This is a genomic window from Rathayibacter sp. VKM Ac-2857, assembly GCF_013205025.1.
GTDB lineage: Bacteria > Actinomycetota > Actinomycetes > Actinomycetales > Microbacteriaceae > Rathayibacter.
Map to the genome: position 1 here is coordinate 1043021 of NZ_JABMLE010000002.1, position 18066 is coordinate 1061086.

An 18066-nucleotide genomic window follows, 5' to 3' on the forward strand; every position below is an offset into this window, starting at 1 on the left:
GGTCCTGGATCCTGACGATCGTGCTTGCGCCATGTTTTCGCCTCCGTTACGCAACGGTAACAGTGCCCGCTCTTGACGGCGGTTCGCGGTTGCGTCTTTACTGAGCGAAACGCATTTCGGTGTTTTCGTTCGATCCGGTACCAGCCCCCGCCGGATCGGCTCAAAGAAGAGTCATGGAGAGAAAGATGAACCCCACTCATCGCCCGTTCCGCCGCCTGGCGGTCGCCGCACTCGCCGGCGCGATGGCCCTGTCACTGGCCGCCTGCTCGGCGTCGTCCAGCGGAGGGAATGCCGACCCGGCCGCCGGCGGCGCCGAGGGCACGGACGACGGCACGACGCTCACGCTGTGGACCCGCGCCCCGCTGGAGAAGCAGGCCAAGGCGCTCGTCGAGGCGTACAACGCGAGCCACGAGAACCAGGTCGACCTCACCGTCGTCCCGAACGACGACTACGTCGCCAAGGTCGGCGCCGCCGCCGGCTCCGACGGCCTCCCGGACCTGTTCGCGGCCGACATCGTCTACATGCCGAACTGGACCTCGCAGGGCCTCTTCCAGGACATCAGCTCGAACATCGACGGTCTGGACTTCAAGGACTCGATCAACGAGGGCCACCTGGCCGCCGGCACCTACGAGGACAAGGAGTACGCGCTCCCCTTCGTACTCGACCTCTCGATGCTGTTCTGGAACAAGGAGCTCTTCGCCGAGGCGGGACTCGACCCCGAGCAGGGCCCGACCACGCTCGCCGAGTTCGCCGAGGACGCGAAGGCGATCCAGGCGCTGAACAAGCCCGACACCTACGGCACCGCGACCGGCCTCAACTGCGGCGGCTGCCTCGTCTTCACCTGGTTCCCGACCATCTGGGCCGGTGGCGACGAGGTCATGAACGAGGAGGGCACGGAGTCGCTGCTCGCCAGCGACACCGCGAAGGACGTCTACTCCACCTGGAAGGACCTCTGGGACTCCGGAGCCGTTCTCCCCTCCTCGCAGGACGAGGCGGGACCGACCTGGACCGCCGGCTTCACCGAGGGCAAGGTCGGACTGCAGTTCTACCCGGCGACCCTCCTCGCCTCCACCCCCTTCGACGCGGGCGTCTCCGGCATCCCGGGCCCCGACGGCGGCAGCTCCACCTTCGTGGGCGGCGACGGCATCGGCATCTCGAAGGACTCCGAGAAGTCCCCCCAGGCCTGGAACTTTCTGAACTGGATGATGTCGGAGGACGCGCAGGTCGGCGTCCTCGCGAAAAACAACGACGTCGTCTCGCGCTCGGACCTCGCCAGCAACCAGTACTCGGAGCTCGACCCGCGCCTGGTCACGATCAACGAGGTCGCGTCCGAGGGTGACACCCCGTTCTCGACGAACTTCCAGCAGGCCTTCAACGCGCCGAGCAGCCCCTGGCTGACCCTCGTGCGCGATGCGGTCCTCGGCGACGGGTCGACCGTCGACGCGGACAACGACGCGATTACGTCGATCCTCGGCCAGTAGGCCGTCCACCTACCGCGCGGGTCGCAGCTTTCCCCAAGGACTGCGGCCCGCGCGCCCACCAGAAAGCGTCAGCACACGATGACAGCCACCGCCAGCGACGTCGGCCGCACGAAGCCGCGCCGCCGCCCGCCCCACCTCCTCGGCTGGGCCTACGCCGCCCCGACGGCTCTGTTCGTCGCGCTGCTCTTCCTTCTTCCCCTCGGACTCGTGCTGCAGATGTCAGTCTCGGACTGGCCCCTGCTGGCCGGGAACCGCGGCGTGAACTTCCCCAGCAACTTCGGCGACGCCGTGACCGACCGCTTCTTCTGGGCGTCCGTCCGCTTCACGCTGCTCTACACGGTCATCACGACCGTGATCCTGCTCTCGCTGAGCCTCGCGCTCGCGCTGATCGTGCAGGAGTCGACCCGCTGGAAGACCTTCCTCCGCACCGCGTTCCTCATTCCGACCGCGCTGGGACTGGCCTCCGCCTCACTCCTCTTCTATGTCCTCTACTCCCCCCTCGCCGGCCCCTTCGCCGGTCTGATGGAGAGCTGGGGCATCACCTTCCTCGGCACCCCCGAGGGAGCGCTCTGGTCGACGGTCTTCCTCATCGTCTGGCGCTTCGCCGGCTTCTACATGCTGCTGATGATGGTGGGCCTCCAGGGGATCCCCGAGGAGGTCTACGAGGCCGCCCGGATCGACGGCGCCTCGCGCCTGCAGACCTTCACCGGGGTGACGCTCCCCCTGCTGAAGCCGACCCTCGCGCTGACCACCGTCCTCTGCGTGACGGGCTCGCTGCTCGCGTTCGAGCAGTTCTACATCCTCACCAAGGGCGGCCCGGACAACTCCACCATCACGGTCGTGCAGCTGATCTACAGCGTCGCCTTCCAGGGCCAGAACGACCTCGGCGTCGCCGGCGCGCTCTCGGTGATCGTGCTGCTCGCGCTGGTCGTCTTGAACATCGTGCAGATCCGCTCCTTCGGCAAGAAAGACGACTGATGACCAGCTCTCTCGAAATCGACCGCCTCTCGACTCGCGCGATCGCCACCGCGGACTCGAGCACGCCGTCGCCGCGCCGGCCGCGCGGCTCGCGCCTCGCTGGCATCGCCGTGCAGACCCCGTTCTACGTCCTCACCGGCGGTCTCGCCGTGATCTTCCTCTACCCGCTGATCTGGACCGCCGTCTCCTCGGTCGCCCCGCGCGCCGGTACCGGCCAGACCGACGGCTGGGGCCTGGGCAACTACGGGACCCTCGTCGACTACCAGGCGGGGATCTGGGTCTACCTCGGCAACTCGCTGCTCGTCTCGGGACTCACGGTGATCCTCACCCTCGGCACCTCGCTGCTGGGCGGCTACGCGTTCTCGCGGTTCTCCTTCCCGGGGAAGGACCTGCTCTTCCTGTCCACCCTCGCGATCCTGATGGTCCCCTACGCGACCCTCCTGATCCCGCTCTACGTGCTGCTCAACCTCGTCGGCCTCTCGAACTCTCTCGTCGGCGTCGCGCTCGTCCTCACGATGTTCCAGCTGCCGCTCGCCACGTTCCTCATGCGGATCGGCTTCGACGCGGTTCCGAAGGAGCTCGACGAGGCGGCGAAGATGGACGGCTGCACTACCTGGTCCGTCCTCTGGAAGGTGCTGCTGCCCGCCGTGAAGCCCGGCCTCATCACCGTCGGCCTGTTCGCGTTCCTCGCCGCGTGGAACGACTTCATGGCGCCGCTGATCCTCATCACCGATTCCGATCGGATGACGCTGCCGCTCGCGATCTCCAACCTCCGCGGGCAGGTCCAGGGCGTCGTCGACTACGGCGCCACCGAGGCCGGCGTCGTCGTCCTCGCGCTGCCGTGCATCCTCCTGTTCCTGCTCCTGCAACGCCACTACGTCCGCGGCTTCATGTCCGGCGCCTTCAAGGGATGACCATGACCATCGACACTCACCCCCGCACCCCCTCCTCCCACGACCGCGACGCGCTCTCGCGCACCATGGCTCCCGCCGTCCCCGCCGCCGGCGCCCTCACTCCGCTGGGCCTGGACGAGGTCGAGCTGACCTCGGGCTTCTGGGCCGACCGCCAGCGCACCAACGGATCCGCGACCCTCGACCACATCGAGTACTGGCTCGAGCGCGAGGGCTGGCTGCCCAACTTCGACCACGCCGCCGCAGGCACCCTCGCAGGGCACCGCAGCGGACGCGAATTCGCGGACTCGGAGATCTACAAGTACCTCGAGGCACTCGCCTGGGAGATCGGACGGACCGACGACCCCGCACTCGAGCTGCGACTGCGGCACATCGTCTCGCGGGTCGGAGCGGCCCAGGAGCCGGACGGCTACCTCAACACGCGCTTCGGCCGAGAAGAGCAGGCGAAGCGCTGGTCGGACCTCGAGTGGGGCCACGAGCTCTACTGCCTCGGACACCTCTTCCAGGCCGCGGTGGCCCGCGAGCGCACCCGACCCGGCGCTGACGACGGGCTGCTCGTCATCGCCCGACGGGCCGCCGACCTGATCTGCCTCGTCTTCGGCGAGGGCGGGATCGAATCGGTCTGCGGCCACCCCGAGGTCGAGACCGGGCTCGTCGAGCTCTCCCGGGTGACCGACGACGACCGCTACCTCGAGCTCGCCCGCCTCTTCGTCGAGCGCCGGGGCCACGGCGTCCTCGCCGACATCGAGTGGGGGCGCTCCTACTACCAGGACGACGAGCCGGTCCGCTCCTCCAGCGTGCTGCGCGGGCACGCGGTGCGGGCGAACTATCTCGCCTCGGGCGCGGCCGACCTCGCCGTCGAGACTGGCGACGAGGAGCTGCTCGACGCTCTCGGCCGTCAGTGGCACGCCACCGCCTCCCGCCGCACCTACATCACCGGCGGCCAGGGCTCGCACCACCAGGACGAGGCCTTCGGCGACGACCACGAGCTGCCGCCGGACCGCGCGTACTCCGAGACCTGCGCCGGGATCGCGTCGGTGCAGTTCAGCTGGCGGCTGCTGCTGGCCCGCGGAGGCTCGGAGTACGCCGACCTCATCGAGCGCACGCTCTTCAACGTCGTCGCGACCTCGCCCTCCCGCGACGGCCGCGCGTTCTACTACGCGAACACGCTGCACCAGCGCCGCCCCGGCGCTCCCGCCGACCCCTACGAGGCCTCCGTGCGCGCCTCCTCGTCGCTGCGCGCGCCGTGGTTCGAGGTCTCGTGCTGCCCGACCAACGTCGCACGCACCTTCGCCAGCCTCGCGGCCTACCTCGCGACGAAGGACGCGCACGGCATCCAGCTGCACCAGTTCGCGTCCTCGCGCATCACCACCGTCCTCGCCAGCGGCCAGACGATCGACCTGTCGATCGAGACCGCCTACCCGGACGCCGGCAGGATCGCGATCCGCGTGCTGGAGAGCGGACCGGCGCCGTGGACTCTGAGCGTGCGCGTGCCGAGCTGGGCCGCCGAGCCCGAGATCGCGCTGCAGCGCGCCGACGGAACGGCGAAGCCGTCCGAGAAGCGGATCCGCGACGGCTACCTGGAGCTCAGCGCGACCTTCGCCCGCGGAGACGAGATCGTGCTGGACTTCGCTCTCCCCGCACGCTTCGTGCGCGCCGATCCTCGGATCGACGCGGTACGCGGCTGTCTCGCCGTCGAGCGCGGCCCCCTCGTCTACGCGCTCGAATCGACCGACGTGCCCGAGCAGCTGCACGCCGCGGACGTCTCGACCCTGCGCCTGGACGCAGGCGTCGAGCCGCGCGTCGTCGGCTCGGACGTCCAGGTGCGGCTGATCTCCCTCACGCCGACCGAGGGCGCCTGGCCCTACTCGTCCGGACCGTCCGGGACCGGTCGCGTCGAGGGGCACTGGCCAGTCGCGCTGACGCCGTACTACGACTGGGCCGAGCGCGGCCCCTCGACGATGCGGGTCTGGATCCCCGTCGCCGGCTGACCAGGATCGCGATCGACAGGAACGACGAGCCGTCGTGGAGCTGTGCTTCGCGGCGGCTCTTCGCTGTCTCCCGCCGGAGCGGTGCCATCGCGCAGGTCGACAGACTTTCGCTTCTTTCGTTCGCTCATCATCGGATCGCCCACCTGATCCGCAGGGTTTTTCGTCATTTTGCGGTGAGGGGGAGCGAAACCATATTAAAAGGCTTTCGCTTCTCTCAGGAGATTGTTAGCGTGCTCGTGGTCCCTCCCGCCTCCTCGGTTCGGCGAGACCGGTTCCTTCCTTCAGAGTCGAACAGAACGGGAGCGTCCGCGACGATGCGAACACCCACAAGAGCCCGAGCGGTCACGACCGCACTCGCCACCGCCCTCACGGCGGTCCTCGCCGGATCGGTTCTCGTCGCTGCGCCCGCGTCCGCGGCCACGACGTGGGACCCGTACGACGAGGGCCTGCAGAACAGCAACCAGAGCCTCGGCTATCCCACCTTCACCAACGGCGACAAGGCCATCCCGTCGACGACGGCGACCTACGACCCCACCGTCTCCCATCTCGGGAAGATCTACGCCGCGGACCTCGCGGCCGGCGCCGGCTCTGCTCCGGGCAAGGACTTCTGGCTCGACCGGATGCTCTCGCGCGACGGCGTCCAGCCCGACGAAGCGGGCGGACTCGACTTCGTCTCGGACCAGCCCGCGAACATCGACTACGACAACAACGGCGTCTTCTTCTCCCGCGGACGCGCCGTTTACATGCAGAACTCGGACGCAGGGCTGGGCTTCCGCGGCCGCATCGCCTACATCGAGGACCTCGGCCAGAGCGGCTCGACCCTGACCGCGAGCGTGAACGGCGCCGCCGTCGCCCTCCAGGAGAACCAGGCGAAGCGCCACAACACGCCCAGCTACTGGTACTCCGAGTACACCGGCGGCGGCCTGCTGGTGAAGCAGACCAAGTTCATCTCGCGGCAGAACGTCGCGGTCGAGCGGCTGCAGGTCAGCACCACCGACGGCTCCACGAAGACGGTCGCCCTCCGTGCCGAGTCCGGCTTGGCCCGCACGGCGGCCGGCAGCGAGCTGACCGGCTCGGTCACGACCGCGAACAACGTCACCCAGGTCGCGACCCGCTTCTCGGGCGACGGCTTCGGGGTCGACGGGACCGCGCTCACGCGCACCGTCTCGGCATCGACCACCCCGGCCGACGTGAAGCTGCAGCTCGGCTTCACCACCGCCGAGATCCCCGAGAGCACCACCGAGTTCCAGTCGATCGCAGCGGCGACCCCGCAGGCGGCCTTCACGACGCAGACGACGAGCTACAACACGTGGTGGGTCGAGAACATCCCCTACCTCGAGACGCCTTCGGGCGAGATCGACAAGACGCTCTTCTACCGCTGGTGGCTGCTGCGCACGAACTTCCTCGACGCGCAGGTGCCCGGCAACGACTACCAGTTCCCCACCTCGATGGAGGGGGTCTTCGGGCAGGCCTACAACAACGCGATCGTCCTCACGGCGGGCATGTTCATCGAGGACATGAAGTACTTCCGCGATCCCTCCAGCGCCTACGGCACCTGGCTCTCGGCCGGTGAGACTGCCCGCCAGAGCCGCTACATCGACAACCCCGGCAACCCGGTCAACTGGAACAGCAGCTACACCAACTACATCTCCGAGGCCGCGTGGAACTCCTACGCCCTGCACGGCGGCGACTCAGCGATCGCCGACAAGCTCGCGACCTACGCCGAGGACGACATCACCGGCCAGCTGGCCGAGTTCGACTCGAACAAGAACAACCTCCTCGAGTACTCGAACCCCGCCCTCACCGGCAACGACGTCGACGCTGTCTCGTTCTCGTGGCGCAACAAGGACGCGTGGAACTCCTACCCGATGGACCGTCCCGAGAGCGCCTACCTCTACTCAGGTGCCGTAGCAGCCGCCGAGGCCTACCGCCTCGCCGGCGACACCGCGGGCGCCGATCGCATGACAGCGCAGGCCGAGGCGATCAAGAAGTCGGTCCTCGACGTCCTCTGGGAGGACAAGCGCAGCACCGCCGACGAGGCCGGCTTCTTCGGCAACATGATCAAGGCTTCCTACTCGGACGGCTCCTCGGGCCTTCCCGCCGGATCGAAGATCCCGTGGAAGGAGGTCAACATGTACTACCCGTACACCGTCGGCCTCATGCCCAAGCCGGGCGACGCCGACTTCGACCAGAAGTACCTCGACGCCTTCCGCCTCTTCGTCGACAGCGAGCAGTACGCGCCCTTCCCCTTCTACACGGCCAACCAGAAGGACGCGAAGGCTCGCGCCATCCGCGACGCCGGGTCGGGCAAGCACTACTCGAACAACTTCTCGACCATCAACTCGACGGTCATGTTCCGCCTGCTCTCCTCGACACTGCGCGACTACCCGAACTCGTACCTGACCAGCGACTACTACAAGAAGATGCTCTACTGGAACGCCTGGGCCAGCTACGAGAAGGGCGACGTCACCCGCCAGAACGAGAACGAATTCTGGTCGCACGGCTCAGCCGCCGACGGCGGATCGATCAAGTACCGCTCCTGGATCCACCAGACCCAGCTCGGCACGACGAACTTCACCGTCGTCGAGGACGCGATGGGCCTGCAGGCCCGCACCGACTCGGTCCTCGAACTCTCGCCCATCGACATCGACTGGGACCACTTCACGGCCAACAACCTGAAGTACCACGACAAGGACCTCACGATCGTCTGGGACGAGCCCGGAGGAACCCGCCACTACGGCGACACCCCCGAGGGCTACTCCGTCTACCTCGACGGAAAGCGCGCCTTCACGATCGACAGCCTCGTGCCGGTCGAGTTCGACACCGTCACCGGTGCCGTCACGACCGATGCGACCGTGCTCTACTCGGCCGCGAACGCCGTGAAGCCCGCGCAGGACGTGCGCTTCGCCGCCACCGACCGGGTCGTCGACCTGCTCGGCAAGGCCGGCGTCGACGTCGACCCGACCACCAGCGCAGCGCCCGACCTCGCCCAGGGCAGGACCGCCACGGCCTCCTACTCGGCCGGCGGCAGCACCCCCTCGGGCAAGAACCTCGTCCCGGCGAACGCCGTCGACGGCTCCACCGTCAACGAGCCCTTCTGGGGCACCGCCGGTTCGCCGAACGCCAGTGACTGGCTCGAGATCGACCTCGGCACCGCGCAGAAGGTGAATCAGGCGGGGATCTACTTCTACCGCACCTCCTCGGGCACAACCGTGCAGGGCTACTCCGCGCCGAAGTCGTACTCGGTGCAGTACTGGGACGGCGCAGCCTGGAAGTCGGTGACAGCCCAGGCCCGCACACCGAAGGTCCCGACCGGCAACGAGAACACCGTCCGGTTCGCCGACGTGACGACCCAGAAGATCAGGGTCCTCGTCGCGCACCAGCAGGGCCAGAAGACCGGCATCAAGGAGGTGCAGCTGAAGAACGTGACGGCCGCCTACACGCCGGCCGAGAACGCGCCACCCGTCGTGTCGATCCAGCGCCTCACCGTCGCTGACCCGAGCATCGCCCGGTTCGTCGGCACCGCCTCGGACGACGGCCTGCCGATCGGCGAGCTCAGCCAGGCGTGGACCGTGGTCGCCAAGCCCTCGGACTCGACGGCGACCTTCACCGACGCGGCCTCCGCGGCGACGACGGTCCGCTTCTCGAAGCCCGGCTCGTACACCCTGCGCTTCACCGCCTCGGACACCGTGAAGGAGACGACGCTCGAACAGGTCGTCGAGGTCTCGGACGTCCGACCGCTGGGCTCGGAGGTCGGGTCGTACGCGACTCCGTCCGCCTCTTACATCGCTCCGTGGAACCGCCTCGCCTCGATCAACGACGGCGAGACGGTGGCCGGTGCGCAGACCGAGCAGACGAAGCTCTGGGGCACGTACGCCGACGGCACCCGCCCGGCGAGCCAGACGCTCACTTATACCTGGTCCACCCCGACGCGGGTGGCCGGCGCCGGGGCCTCGTTCTGGAACGACGCGGAACAGGGCAGCGGGGGCGGCGTCGCCCTTCCCGCCTCCTGGTCGCTCGAGTACCTCGACGGCACCACCTGGAAGCCGGTCGCCCTGCGAGCCGGCACCCAGTACCCGGTGAACGCGATCGGCACACCCAGCGAGGTGGCCTTCACCCCGGTGACGACCACGCAGCTGCGCGCGACCTTCCAGGCCAGCCGCTCGACGAGTGGTGCCTACTCGGCGATCGCCGCCTCCGAGTTCGACGTCTACGCCGACTACGCGGGCTCCTTCGAGGCCGTCGCGAAGCGCACCACCGTCAACACCCCGGTGACGCTGCCCGCGACCGTCGTCGCCGTCTACTCGGACGGCTCGCGCGGCGAGCTGCGCGCGACCTGGGACGCGATCCCCGCCACCCGCTTCGCGACACCCGGCGTGATCACCGCGACCGGCGTGCTGACGGGATCGACGCAGGCGGTCACCGCGACCATCAGCGTCGGCGACAGCGGCAGCGACATCTCCTCGATCGAGCAGCAGACCGCGACCACCGCCCTGGGCAAGGCGCCCGTCCTCCCGCGCACCGCGGTCGCCGTCTTCAGCGGCGGCACCGGAGCGAAGGAGTCGCGCACCGTCACCTGGGACGCCGTCCCGCCGGCGTCCTACGCCACCGCTGGCACCTTCACGGTGCTCGGCGCGATGGCCGGAACCACGGTCCGGCCCAGCGTGACCGTCACGGTCGAGCCGGGCGCCGCAACGGCTCCGAAGGCACCGGCGGCACCCACCGTCGCCGTCGCCGGCGACGCGGCGACCCTCCTCTGGACCGCCCCGGCCGACGGAGGGGCGGCGATCACGGGCTACACCGCCACCGTCACCCCGACCGGGGGCGCGGCGATCACGAAGACCGGCACGACCACGAGCGCCGTGTTCGCAGGCCTGCCTGCAGGGACCTACACCGCGAGCGTCGTCGCGACCAACTCGGTCGGAGCGTCCACCGCGTCGCCCACCGCCTCCTTCACCATCGCCGCGGCCCCCGCGCTGAAGGTGACGGCGTCGGCGAGCTCGCGGTGCATCAACGGCAAGGTCGTGCTCACCGTCACCGCGAAGAACGAGGAGGCGACGCCGATGGGCATCACGCTCCGCACCGCCTACGGCACCAAGGTCTTCACGGGCGTGAAGCCCGGCTCCTCGGCGACGCAGGCGTTCACCACGCGCCTCGGCTCGATCCCGGCGGGCACCGCCACCGTCGACGCGACGGCGACCGTGAACGGGAAGGCCCTCAGCCGGACCGTCGACGCGCCGTACACAGCTCGCAGCTGCTGAGCACGGGAGGGAGGGGAGCGGGACGACCCGCTCCCCTCCCTCCGCTCCCCCCTCCGGCCGCCGGCCGGATCCCCACCCTCGCTCGTCCGCGAGTCAGACTCGAAAGAAGAAGCAATGACGCATCGCACCCTCCTGGCCCGCTCCGCGGTCGCCGCCGCCGGCTGCCTGCTCCTCACCGCCGTCGCCGGCCAGGCGGTCGCCGCCGAGCTCGGCGACGACTCCGTCTCGGTCGACGTGACCATCACCCCGCTCACCACGCCCGGGGTCCTGTCCATGAGCGTCGCCGGGACCTCCACCGCCCTCACCGAGACGGGATCGACACCGGAGCTGCGCCGCTTCGCCGGCACGCTCCCGACCGTCACCGTCACCGACACCCGCGCGGCCACCGACATCCCTGACGGGGCGGGCTGGTACGTGCTCGGCACCGCGTCCGCGTTCGTCGGCAGCGCGGGTCAGGAGGCGATCCCGGCGACGCAGCTCGGCTGGTCGCCCCGGCTGATCGACGGCGGCGACAGCGGGATCGTCTCGGCCGGATCCGATGTCGGGACCGTCTTCGACGACGCCCCCGGCAACGTCGGACTCGTCGACCAGGAGTTCCTGGCGATCACCGACGACTCCGCCGGCGTCGCGACCGAGGGCAGCTGGACCTCGACCGCCGAACTCGTCCTCGAGACACTCCCCACGACCGCCGCGGGCGACTACAGCTCGACGCTGACGCTGACGCTGATGGAGTAGCGGCCCCGCCCCGAACTCCCCTGCGGCCCGCGCGGAGCCCTCGCGCGGGCCTGACTCACCACCGCTCGATGAGGAGCCACCCGTGACCGATCCGCACCCCCACTCCGGCGCCTCCAGGCGCGCACTGCTCGGCGGCGCACTCGCCGGCGGAGCGGCCCTGCTCGCCGGCCTGCCGGCGCAGGCCGCACCTCTCGCCGCCACTCCCCCGCAGATCCTCCTGCGCGACGGATTCCTGCCGATCCCGGGGTGGGAGCGGCGCGGCGTGATCCTGGAGAAGGACCTCCCCTGGGAGAGCGACCTCCTCCAGGACCCCTGCTGCGTCTACGACTCAGGGTCGGGACCACTGTTCAAGACCTGGTACGGCTCGCTGCACGGCATCGGCTACGCGACCAGCGAGGACGGTCTCACCTGGACGAAACGGCCCGAGGCACTCCTCCTCCCCACCCTCGAGACTGAACGCGGCTACCTGAACCAGCCCAGTGTCGTGCTGAGGGACGGCCTGTGGCACATGACCTACTTCGGCATGGACACCTCGGGTATGGGCCGGATCCACTACGCGGTGGCGACGCAGCCGGACGGGCCCTTCGAGAAGAAGGGCGTGGTGCTCGCGCCGACCGCGGCGTGGGAGGACGGCTTCCTCTACAACTCGTCGCTCCTATACGACGCCACGGCCGGCCTCTGGAAGATGTGGTACACCGCCGGCAAGATCGCCTCGGCCGGTGGCGAGCCCGAGTTCATCTGCTACGCCACCGCCGTTCGCCCGGAGGGACCCTGGACGAAGCACCCCGCCAACCCCCTCGTCCGGCCGATGGAGGACGGCGGCTGGGCATCGCTCGGAGTCGGCGGTCCGAACGTCCGCAGGCTCGCCGACGGGACCTACGAGAGTCGCGTCATCGGCTGGCAGGCCGACCACCCGTCGCGCGCGGGCCGCATGACCTCCCCCGACGGCCTCGCCTGGACCCTCGACCGCTCGCGCCTCGACCTCGACCTCGGCGTCGTCGGCGGCCCGGAGGACTCGATGATCTACCGCTCCTTCGCTGTCGAGCACCAGGGCCGCAGCCACCTCCTCTACAACGTCAAGAACAACCGGCCCGGCTGGAACGAGACGATCCAGCTCGCCGTCTGGAGCGCTTCCGTCGCCGTCATCGACCCCGCGAAGTGGGCGATGACGCACGCCGCGGTCGTGCCCACCGGAGCGTCCTTCGAAATCCGTGACGGAGCGGCCCGCAGCCTCGGCAACGCGCCGAGCACCTCACCGCAGGCCCTCCAGGGCAACGCGCTGCTGCCGGCGCCGGACTACGCCGTCGCGGTCGCCGTCACTCCCACGGGATCGACGCCCGAGGGTCGCGACACGGTCGTGATCGCGCGCAGCACGACCCGGGGCGACCACTACTACGCCGGGATCTCGGCGTGGGGGAACCGATACGCCATCGGCCGCTTCGCGAACGGGCAGAACACGAAGCTCGCCGGAGTCGGCTCGGCGAGCGAGATCATCGCGGGAGTGGAGCACCGCCTGCGCTTCGAGGTCGAGGGTGCGCAGCTGCGGCTCTTCGACGACGGCGTGCTCGTGCTGTCGGCGTCCGACTCGACGCACCGCCCCGCGGCGAGCTACGTGGGTCTGCAGAGCAGCTACGGCTTCGGCACGGCCGAGTTCCGCGACCTCTCGGTCACACGTCTCGGCGCCGCTCCCGCGCAGTACGTCGCGACGACCACCGTCAGCACGCGGTGCGCGGGCAGCAGCGTGTACATCACGGCGACCTGCCGGAACCAGGAGTCGGTGCCGCTGCGGGTCCTTTTCCAGACGGCCTTCGGGTCGCGCACCTTCGCGAGCGTCGCACCGGGGACGAGCGCGACTCACGCGTTCACCACGCGGAGGACGTCAGTGGCGGCCGGGTCCGTGACGGTCTCGCTCGGCGAGGCGGGCGCGGTCGAGCAGCGCGTGCTCGGCTACGCCCCGAGGACCTGCTGACGAAGGGGGTCAGCGAGGCGCCGCGGCAGCCGCCGCGGCGCCCATCCGCGTCACGGCCGTCGTGAGGATCTCGGTCGATGTGGCGAAGTTCAACCGGATCCAGCCGGCGCCGCCGCGGCCGAAGATGTGCCCGCTGTTGACCGCGACACCCGCCTGCTCGGCGAAAAGCTGCGCGGCTCCGTCGAGATCGGTGGCGACGGCGAACGAGTCGCGCGGCCCGGTCTCGGGGAGGGACAGGGCGCGGCAGTCGATCCAGGCCAGGTATGTCCCCTCCGGCTCCCGCCATGTCAGCTGCGGCAGATGCTCGGCGAGCAGCTCGCCCGTCAGCGTGCGCTTGCGGTCGAGGGAGGCGAGCAGGGCATCGAGCCAGTCGCCGGCCTCGCGGAACGCGGCCGCGTGCGCGAGGACTCCGAGGTGGCTGGGCGCGTAGTCGATCTCGGCGCGCACGCCTGCCAGGTCGCGAGCGGCCGCCGGGCCCGCTGAGGCGACTGCCGCCTTGAGTCCGGCGAGGTTCCACCCCTTCGAGGCGGAGGTGAACGCGATCGCGTCGTCGGCGCCCGCGACGGACAGGTAGGGGGTGAACACGGCGCCGGCCAGCGTCAGAGGCCCGTGGATCTCGTCCGCCAGCACCCGCACGCTGTAGCGCTGCGCCAGGGTCGCCACACCTTCGAGCTCGGCTCGGGTCGGCACGGTGCCCGTCGGATTGTGCGGGTTGCACAGGAGGAGGACCGTGCGGCGCCGCTGATCCCGGAGGCGCCGCAGCGTCTCCTCGATCGCGTCGAGGTCGAGTCTGCCCTCGGGCGAGAGCGTGGTCTCGACGACCTCGCGCCCCGAGTGGCCGATGTACGAGAAGAACGGGGCGTACACGGGCGAGGTGACCACGACCGCGTCGCCGGGCGACGAGCTGACCTCGAGCACCTCGACGATGCCCGTCATCACGTCGCTGAACACCCGGGTCGCGCCGACAGGGAAGCCGTCCCAGTGCCACCGCTCCGCGGCGAACGAGGCGACGGCCTCGGTGAGGGCCGAGTAGCCGGCCCCGGAGGCGTACCCGGTATCACCGGCCGAGAGCGCGGCGTGCAGAGCCTCCTCGATCGGCGGAGCGAGGCGAACGTCCATCTCGGCCACCCAGAGGGGGAGGACGACTCCCGCATGGCCGCGCCACTTCTGGCTCGTCCTGCGGCGCAGGTCGGAGAGGGCGAGCTCCTCGAGCGGATCGAACGGAAGGGTCACGGGGTCTCCTCGGGTGGAAGGTTGGTGGCTGGCGCACCCTACCGAGGCGCTTCTCGGGCGGCGAACGCTCGGGAGGGGCGCCGACCGCGGTCGACGCCCCTCCCGGTGATCTACATCCCGTCGGCGATCATCGCCTCGGTGACTTCCACGTGGCGCTCGAAGGCGAGCTCGCTGAACTCGTTGTCGAAGTTCAGCCCGTAGGGGTAGATGTGGATGCCGGCGCAGCGGAGCTCGGCCTCGGGGCCGTCCCACGACTTGACGAGCGCGGTGGCCTGGGGGCCGGACCAGATGCCGGTCGAGCACTTGTCGTAGAAGGCGCCTGTCACTCCGACTCCCACCGTGTGCGAGATCTCGTGGAGGGCCGTGCCCTCCACCTGGTAGCGGCGGTCGGCGCCGAAGCGGATGGTGCCGTTGCCGTTGCCGTCCGCGTCAGCGGTCGGCACGGACGGCTCGTAGTAGACGTTCAGCACCTTCGTGATGTCGGTCTGCGCGTTGAAGCGGGCGACAGCGGCGTCCATCGCGGCTGTGATCCGGGCGTACGCGTCCGCCTGATCCGGCGTCGGGTTCGCCTCCTGGTAGAGCGTGTAGGTCATCTCGCCTTCGGCGGCGACAGCCGGCGCGGCGGTCGTGCCGACAGCGGTGAGGGCGAGGCCCGCAGTCGCGGCGGCTGCGAGCAGGGTGCGGAGGGAGTGGCGGGTGCGGCTCTGCATGGTCGTCTCCTTCGATGTGTTGACGTGGACATCACGTCGACGAGCTCCACGCTAGGACGCCTCTTCTCTCTCGAACGACACTGGTAGCGAAAACACAGAAAGGCATTTCCCTCCTGCGTAGTCAATGATCCAGACCACTGCGCCGATGTGATGAGATGTGACTTTCGCTCTTCGCTCATCGGCGCTCGACTGAGCTTCGGTCGGGTTCCGCTCACCCTTCGCGTCACGTCCGGTCGGTCATCGTGCGGCCTCGAGGATTGCGAGCAGGTCGCGCTTCATGGCTTCGCCGTTCTGCGGCAGCCTGGATGCGAGCGCGCCGAGCGGCAGATCCCCCATGTGGCTGCCGGCTGCTTCGACGGGGACACCCGGGAAGTACGTGCGCATGACGTCGAGGACGGCCTGCCAGAGTGCGTCGTGCTTCATCACGTCCTTGATCGGCGTCTCGAGCGAGAGCACCGCCTCCTCGCCGAAGCCGGCGGGCAGTGGGTAGCGCCAGGAGTGGGCGCCGGGGCCGACCTCGATGCTGAGGCGGTCCGGGTGCAGTGGCGGCACGACCGTCGCGGTCGCGCCCTCGGGGACGACGACGTCGAACAGCATCTCGCCGCCCTCGGCCCGCCAGTGCGACTCAGCGCGGCCGAGGACGGTGTCGTGCGCGGCGCGGGCGGATGTCAGGTCTCCCCCGGGCTGCGGCGCGATCGTCAGGGTGCGCCAGCCTGCGGAGGTGCGGGTGAGCCCGCCGATGACGCGGTGCATCCAGTCGGCGACGGCGCCGAGGGCGTAGTGGTTGAGCGAGGTCATGCCGGTGGCGTTGATCGTGCCGTCGGGGAGGACGGAGTCCCAGCGCTCCCAGATGGTCGTCGCGCCCATCGTCACGGGGTAGAGGAAGGAAGGGCTCTTCGTCTGCAGCAGCAGCTCGTACGCCTCCTCGAGGTGACCGGTGCTGCTGAGCGCATCGGTGATGAGCGGGGTGCCGGCGAATCCGGTCGAGATGGTGAAGCCGGACTGCGCGACGATCTCGGCGAGCTTCGCACCGGCCCTCCGCTTCTGCGCCGCGTCGAGCAGGTCGAACATGATCGGCAGGGCGTAGCCGGTGGCCGACTCGCTCACCACCCGGCCGGTCTCAGTGACGAACTCCCGCCGGAACGCTGCGCGAACGCGCTTCGCGAGCGCGATGAAGTGCTCGGCATCGGCGCCCTCGCCGAGGAGCCTGGCGCTCTCGGCCATCTGGCGGGTCGTTCTGCAGAGGTAGGCGCAGGCGACGAGATAGCGGTCGGTCTTTCCTCCTGCGGGGTTGTCGGCCGGAGCGTCCGGGTCGAGCCAGTCGCCGAACTGGAAGCCGCTCCCCCAGAGGTCGTTCTCGTCGAGGGCGGCCTCGACCTCGCGGACGAACGCAGTCATCGAGGGATAGGCGGAGCGGAGGATCGCGAGGTCCCCGTACTCCTGATAGAGCTCCCACGGCAGGCTCACCGCGACATCGCTCCACAGCGCGGTCGCCGACGAACCGGTCGGCAGCACGTCCGGAACCGTCCACGGAACGGTTCCGGTGTCGGCCTGCTCGACCGCGAGGTCCTGCAGCCAGGAGCCGAGCACGCCCCGCACGTCGTAGAGGTAGGTCGCGGTCGGGGCGAAGGCATTGAGGTCGCCGGTCCAGCCGAGACGCTCATCGCGCTGAGGGCAGTCGGTGGGCACGCCGACGAAGTTGTCGCGCATCGACCACACCGTGTTGTCATGGAGCTTCGTCACGAGGGGGTTCGAGGTCTCGAACCAGCCGGTGCGGACCATGTCGGTGTGAACGACCACCGCGCGCAGATCGTCGGGCGCGAGTTCGCCCGGCCAGCCGTCGACCTCGGCGTAGCGGAAGCCGTGGAAGGTGAAGCGAGGCTCCCACGATTCCGGTCCGCCGCCTCGGAGGGTGTACCTGTCGGTGGCGGCAGCGCTGCGCAGGGTCTCGATCTCGAGCTCTCCGTCAGGAGTGAGCAGCTCGGCGTGGCGCAGGGTGATGACTGTGCCCTGTTCCCCGGTCACCCTCAGACGGACCCACCCCGAGATGTTCTGGCCGAAGTCGACGATGCGGCGGCCTGAAGGACTCGTCGTGATCGCGACCGGGAGGAGTTCTTCGATGGGGCGGATCGGCGGAGTGTCGTCCTCGGTCACCGTCGCGACGTCCCACGGCACTTCGCTCACCGCCGACCACGAGGAGTCGTCGAATCCAGTTTCGGCCCAGCCGTGCTGCTCAGCGCGCGCGTCGTAGCTCTCGCCGGCGTAGATACCGGAGGAGCGCACCGCGCCTGTGCCGACGCGCACCTCGCCGTCAGTGCCGACGGTCTCGGTGCGGTCGTCGTAGACGAGCTCGAGTCGGGCGTAGAGCGCGGGCCGGTCGGCATAGTTGTGCCGATTGTTCTCCCACGTCAGCGCGCCGACGGCCCAGCCTTCGCCGACGACCGCGCCGAGGATGTTCTCCCCCGTGACCAGAAGTTCGGTCACATCATGACGACGGGCCACCACGCGGTGCCGGTACGAGGTCCAGCCGGGAGCGAGCACCTCGGTGCCGAGACGAGTGCCGTTGACGTACGCCTCGACGACTCCCAACGCGGTGACGATGAGCTCGGCTCGGCGGAGCTCGTCGTCGACGGTGAAGCCTCGACGGAAGTACACCGCGGGGTCGCCCTCCTCTGACGGGCGGTCGGCTCCTACGAAGGCGGCGGGTTCACTGTGCGTGGTCATTGCATGGGTCCTTCCGGCCGGATCCGGCCGATTCTGCGGGTGGAGAGCGAGGGAGTGGTGACGTGCGACGCGC

The 18066-nt window shown here is 69.6% G+C and carries 10 protein-coding genes; 7 read left to right on the forward strand and 3 right to left on the reverse strand.

Annotated elements, in window-relative coordinates:
- Nucleotides 1-185 precede the first annotated feature (185 nt).
- From HQQ86_RS12020 to HQQ86_RS12050, 7 genes are all read left to right on the forward strand, one after another.
- Nucleotides 186-1481, forward strand: coding sequence for a sugar ABC transporter substrate-binding protein (locus HQQ86_RS12020; RefSeq protein ID WP_173288318.1), 1296 nt, complete (start codon nt 186-188; stop codon nt 1479-1481).
- Nucleotides 1482-1559: 78 nt separating this feature from the next.
- A complete protein-coding gene (locus tag HQQ86_RS12025) occupies nt 1560-2459 on the forward strand; it encodes a carbohydrate ABC transporter permease (protein ID WP_173288320.1) in 900 nt (299 codons plus the stop codon).
- Nucleotides 2459-3373 (forward strand): carbohydrate ABC transporter permease, encoded by a 915-nt coding sequence (locus HQQ86_RS12030; protein WP_173288322.1) that lies wholly within the window; start codon nt 2459-2461, stop codon nt 3371-3373. The genes HQQ86_RS12025 and HQQ86_RS12030 overlap by 1 nt, the downstream gene beginning before the upstream one ends.
- A 2-nt stretch (nt 3374-3375) precedes the next feature.
- Nucleotides 3376-5361 carry a glycoside hydrolase family 127 protein gene (locus HQQ86_RS12035; protein WP_173288324.1) on the forward strand — a complete coding sequence of 662 codons (1986 nt, stop codon included), beginning with the start codon at nt 3376-3378 and terminating at the stop codon, nt 5359-5361.
- A gap of 314 nt (nt 5362-5675) precedes the next feature.
- Nucleotides 5676-10622, forward strand: a complete 4947-nt coding sequence (locus tag HQQ86_RS12040) for an Ig-like domain-containing protein (RefSeq protein WP_173288326.1) — start codon at nt 5676-5678, stop codon at nt 10620-10622.
- Between the two features lie 114 nt (nt 10623-10736).
- Nucleotides 10737-11357, forward strand: a complete 621-nt coding sequence (locus HQQ86_RS12045) for a hypothetical protein (protein ID WP_173288328.1) — start codon at nt 10737-10739, stop codon at nt 11355-11357.
- A gap of 82 nt (nt 11358-11439) precedes the next feature.
- The gene (locus HQQ86_RS12050) at nt 11440-13326 is read left to right on the forward strand and encodes a hypothetical protein (protein WP_173288330.1); all 1887 of its coding nucleotides are present in this window, start codon (nt 11440-11442) and stop codon (nt 13324-13326) included.
- 9 nt (nt 13327-13335) lie between these two features.
- On the opposite strand, the gene HQQ86_RS12055 is transcribed toward HQQ86_RS12050, so the two are convergent.
- The 3 genes from HQQ86_RS12055 to HQQ86_RS12065 all read right to left on the reverse strand — a co-directional run bounded on the left by HQQ86_RS12055 (nt 13336) and on the right by HQQ86_RS12065 (nt 17993).
- On the reverse strand, nt 13336-14559 hold the full coding sequence (locus HQQ86_RS12055) for an aminotransferase class I/II-fold pyridoxal phosphate-dependent enzyme (RefSeq protein ID WP_173288331.1): 1224 nt from the start codon (nt 14557-14559) through the stop codon (nt 13336-13338).
- 110 nt (nt 14560-14669) lie between these two features.
- Nucleotides 14670-15269: a hypothetical protein gene (locus HQQ86_RS12060; RefSeq protein WP_173288333.1), complete on the reverse strand. Its 600-nt coding sequence runs from the start codon at nt 15267-15269 to the stop codon at nt 14670-14672.
- 237 nt (nt 15270-15506) lie between these two features.
- Nucleotides 15507-17993: an alpha-L-rhamnosidase gene (locus HQQ86_RS12065; protein ID WP_173288335.1), complete on the reverse strand. Its 2487-nt coding sequence runs from the start codon at nt 17991-17993 to the stop codon at nt 15507-15509.
- Nucleotides 17994-18066 lie beyond the last annotated feature (73 nt).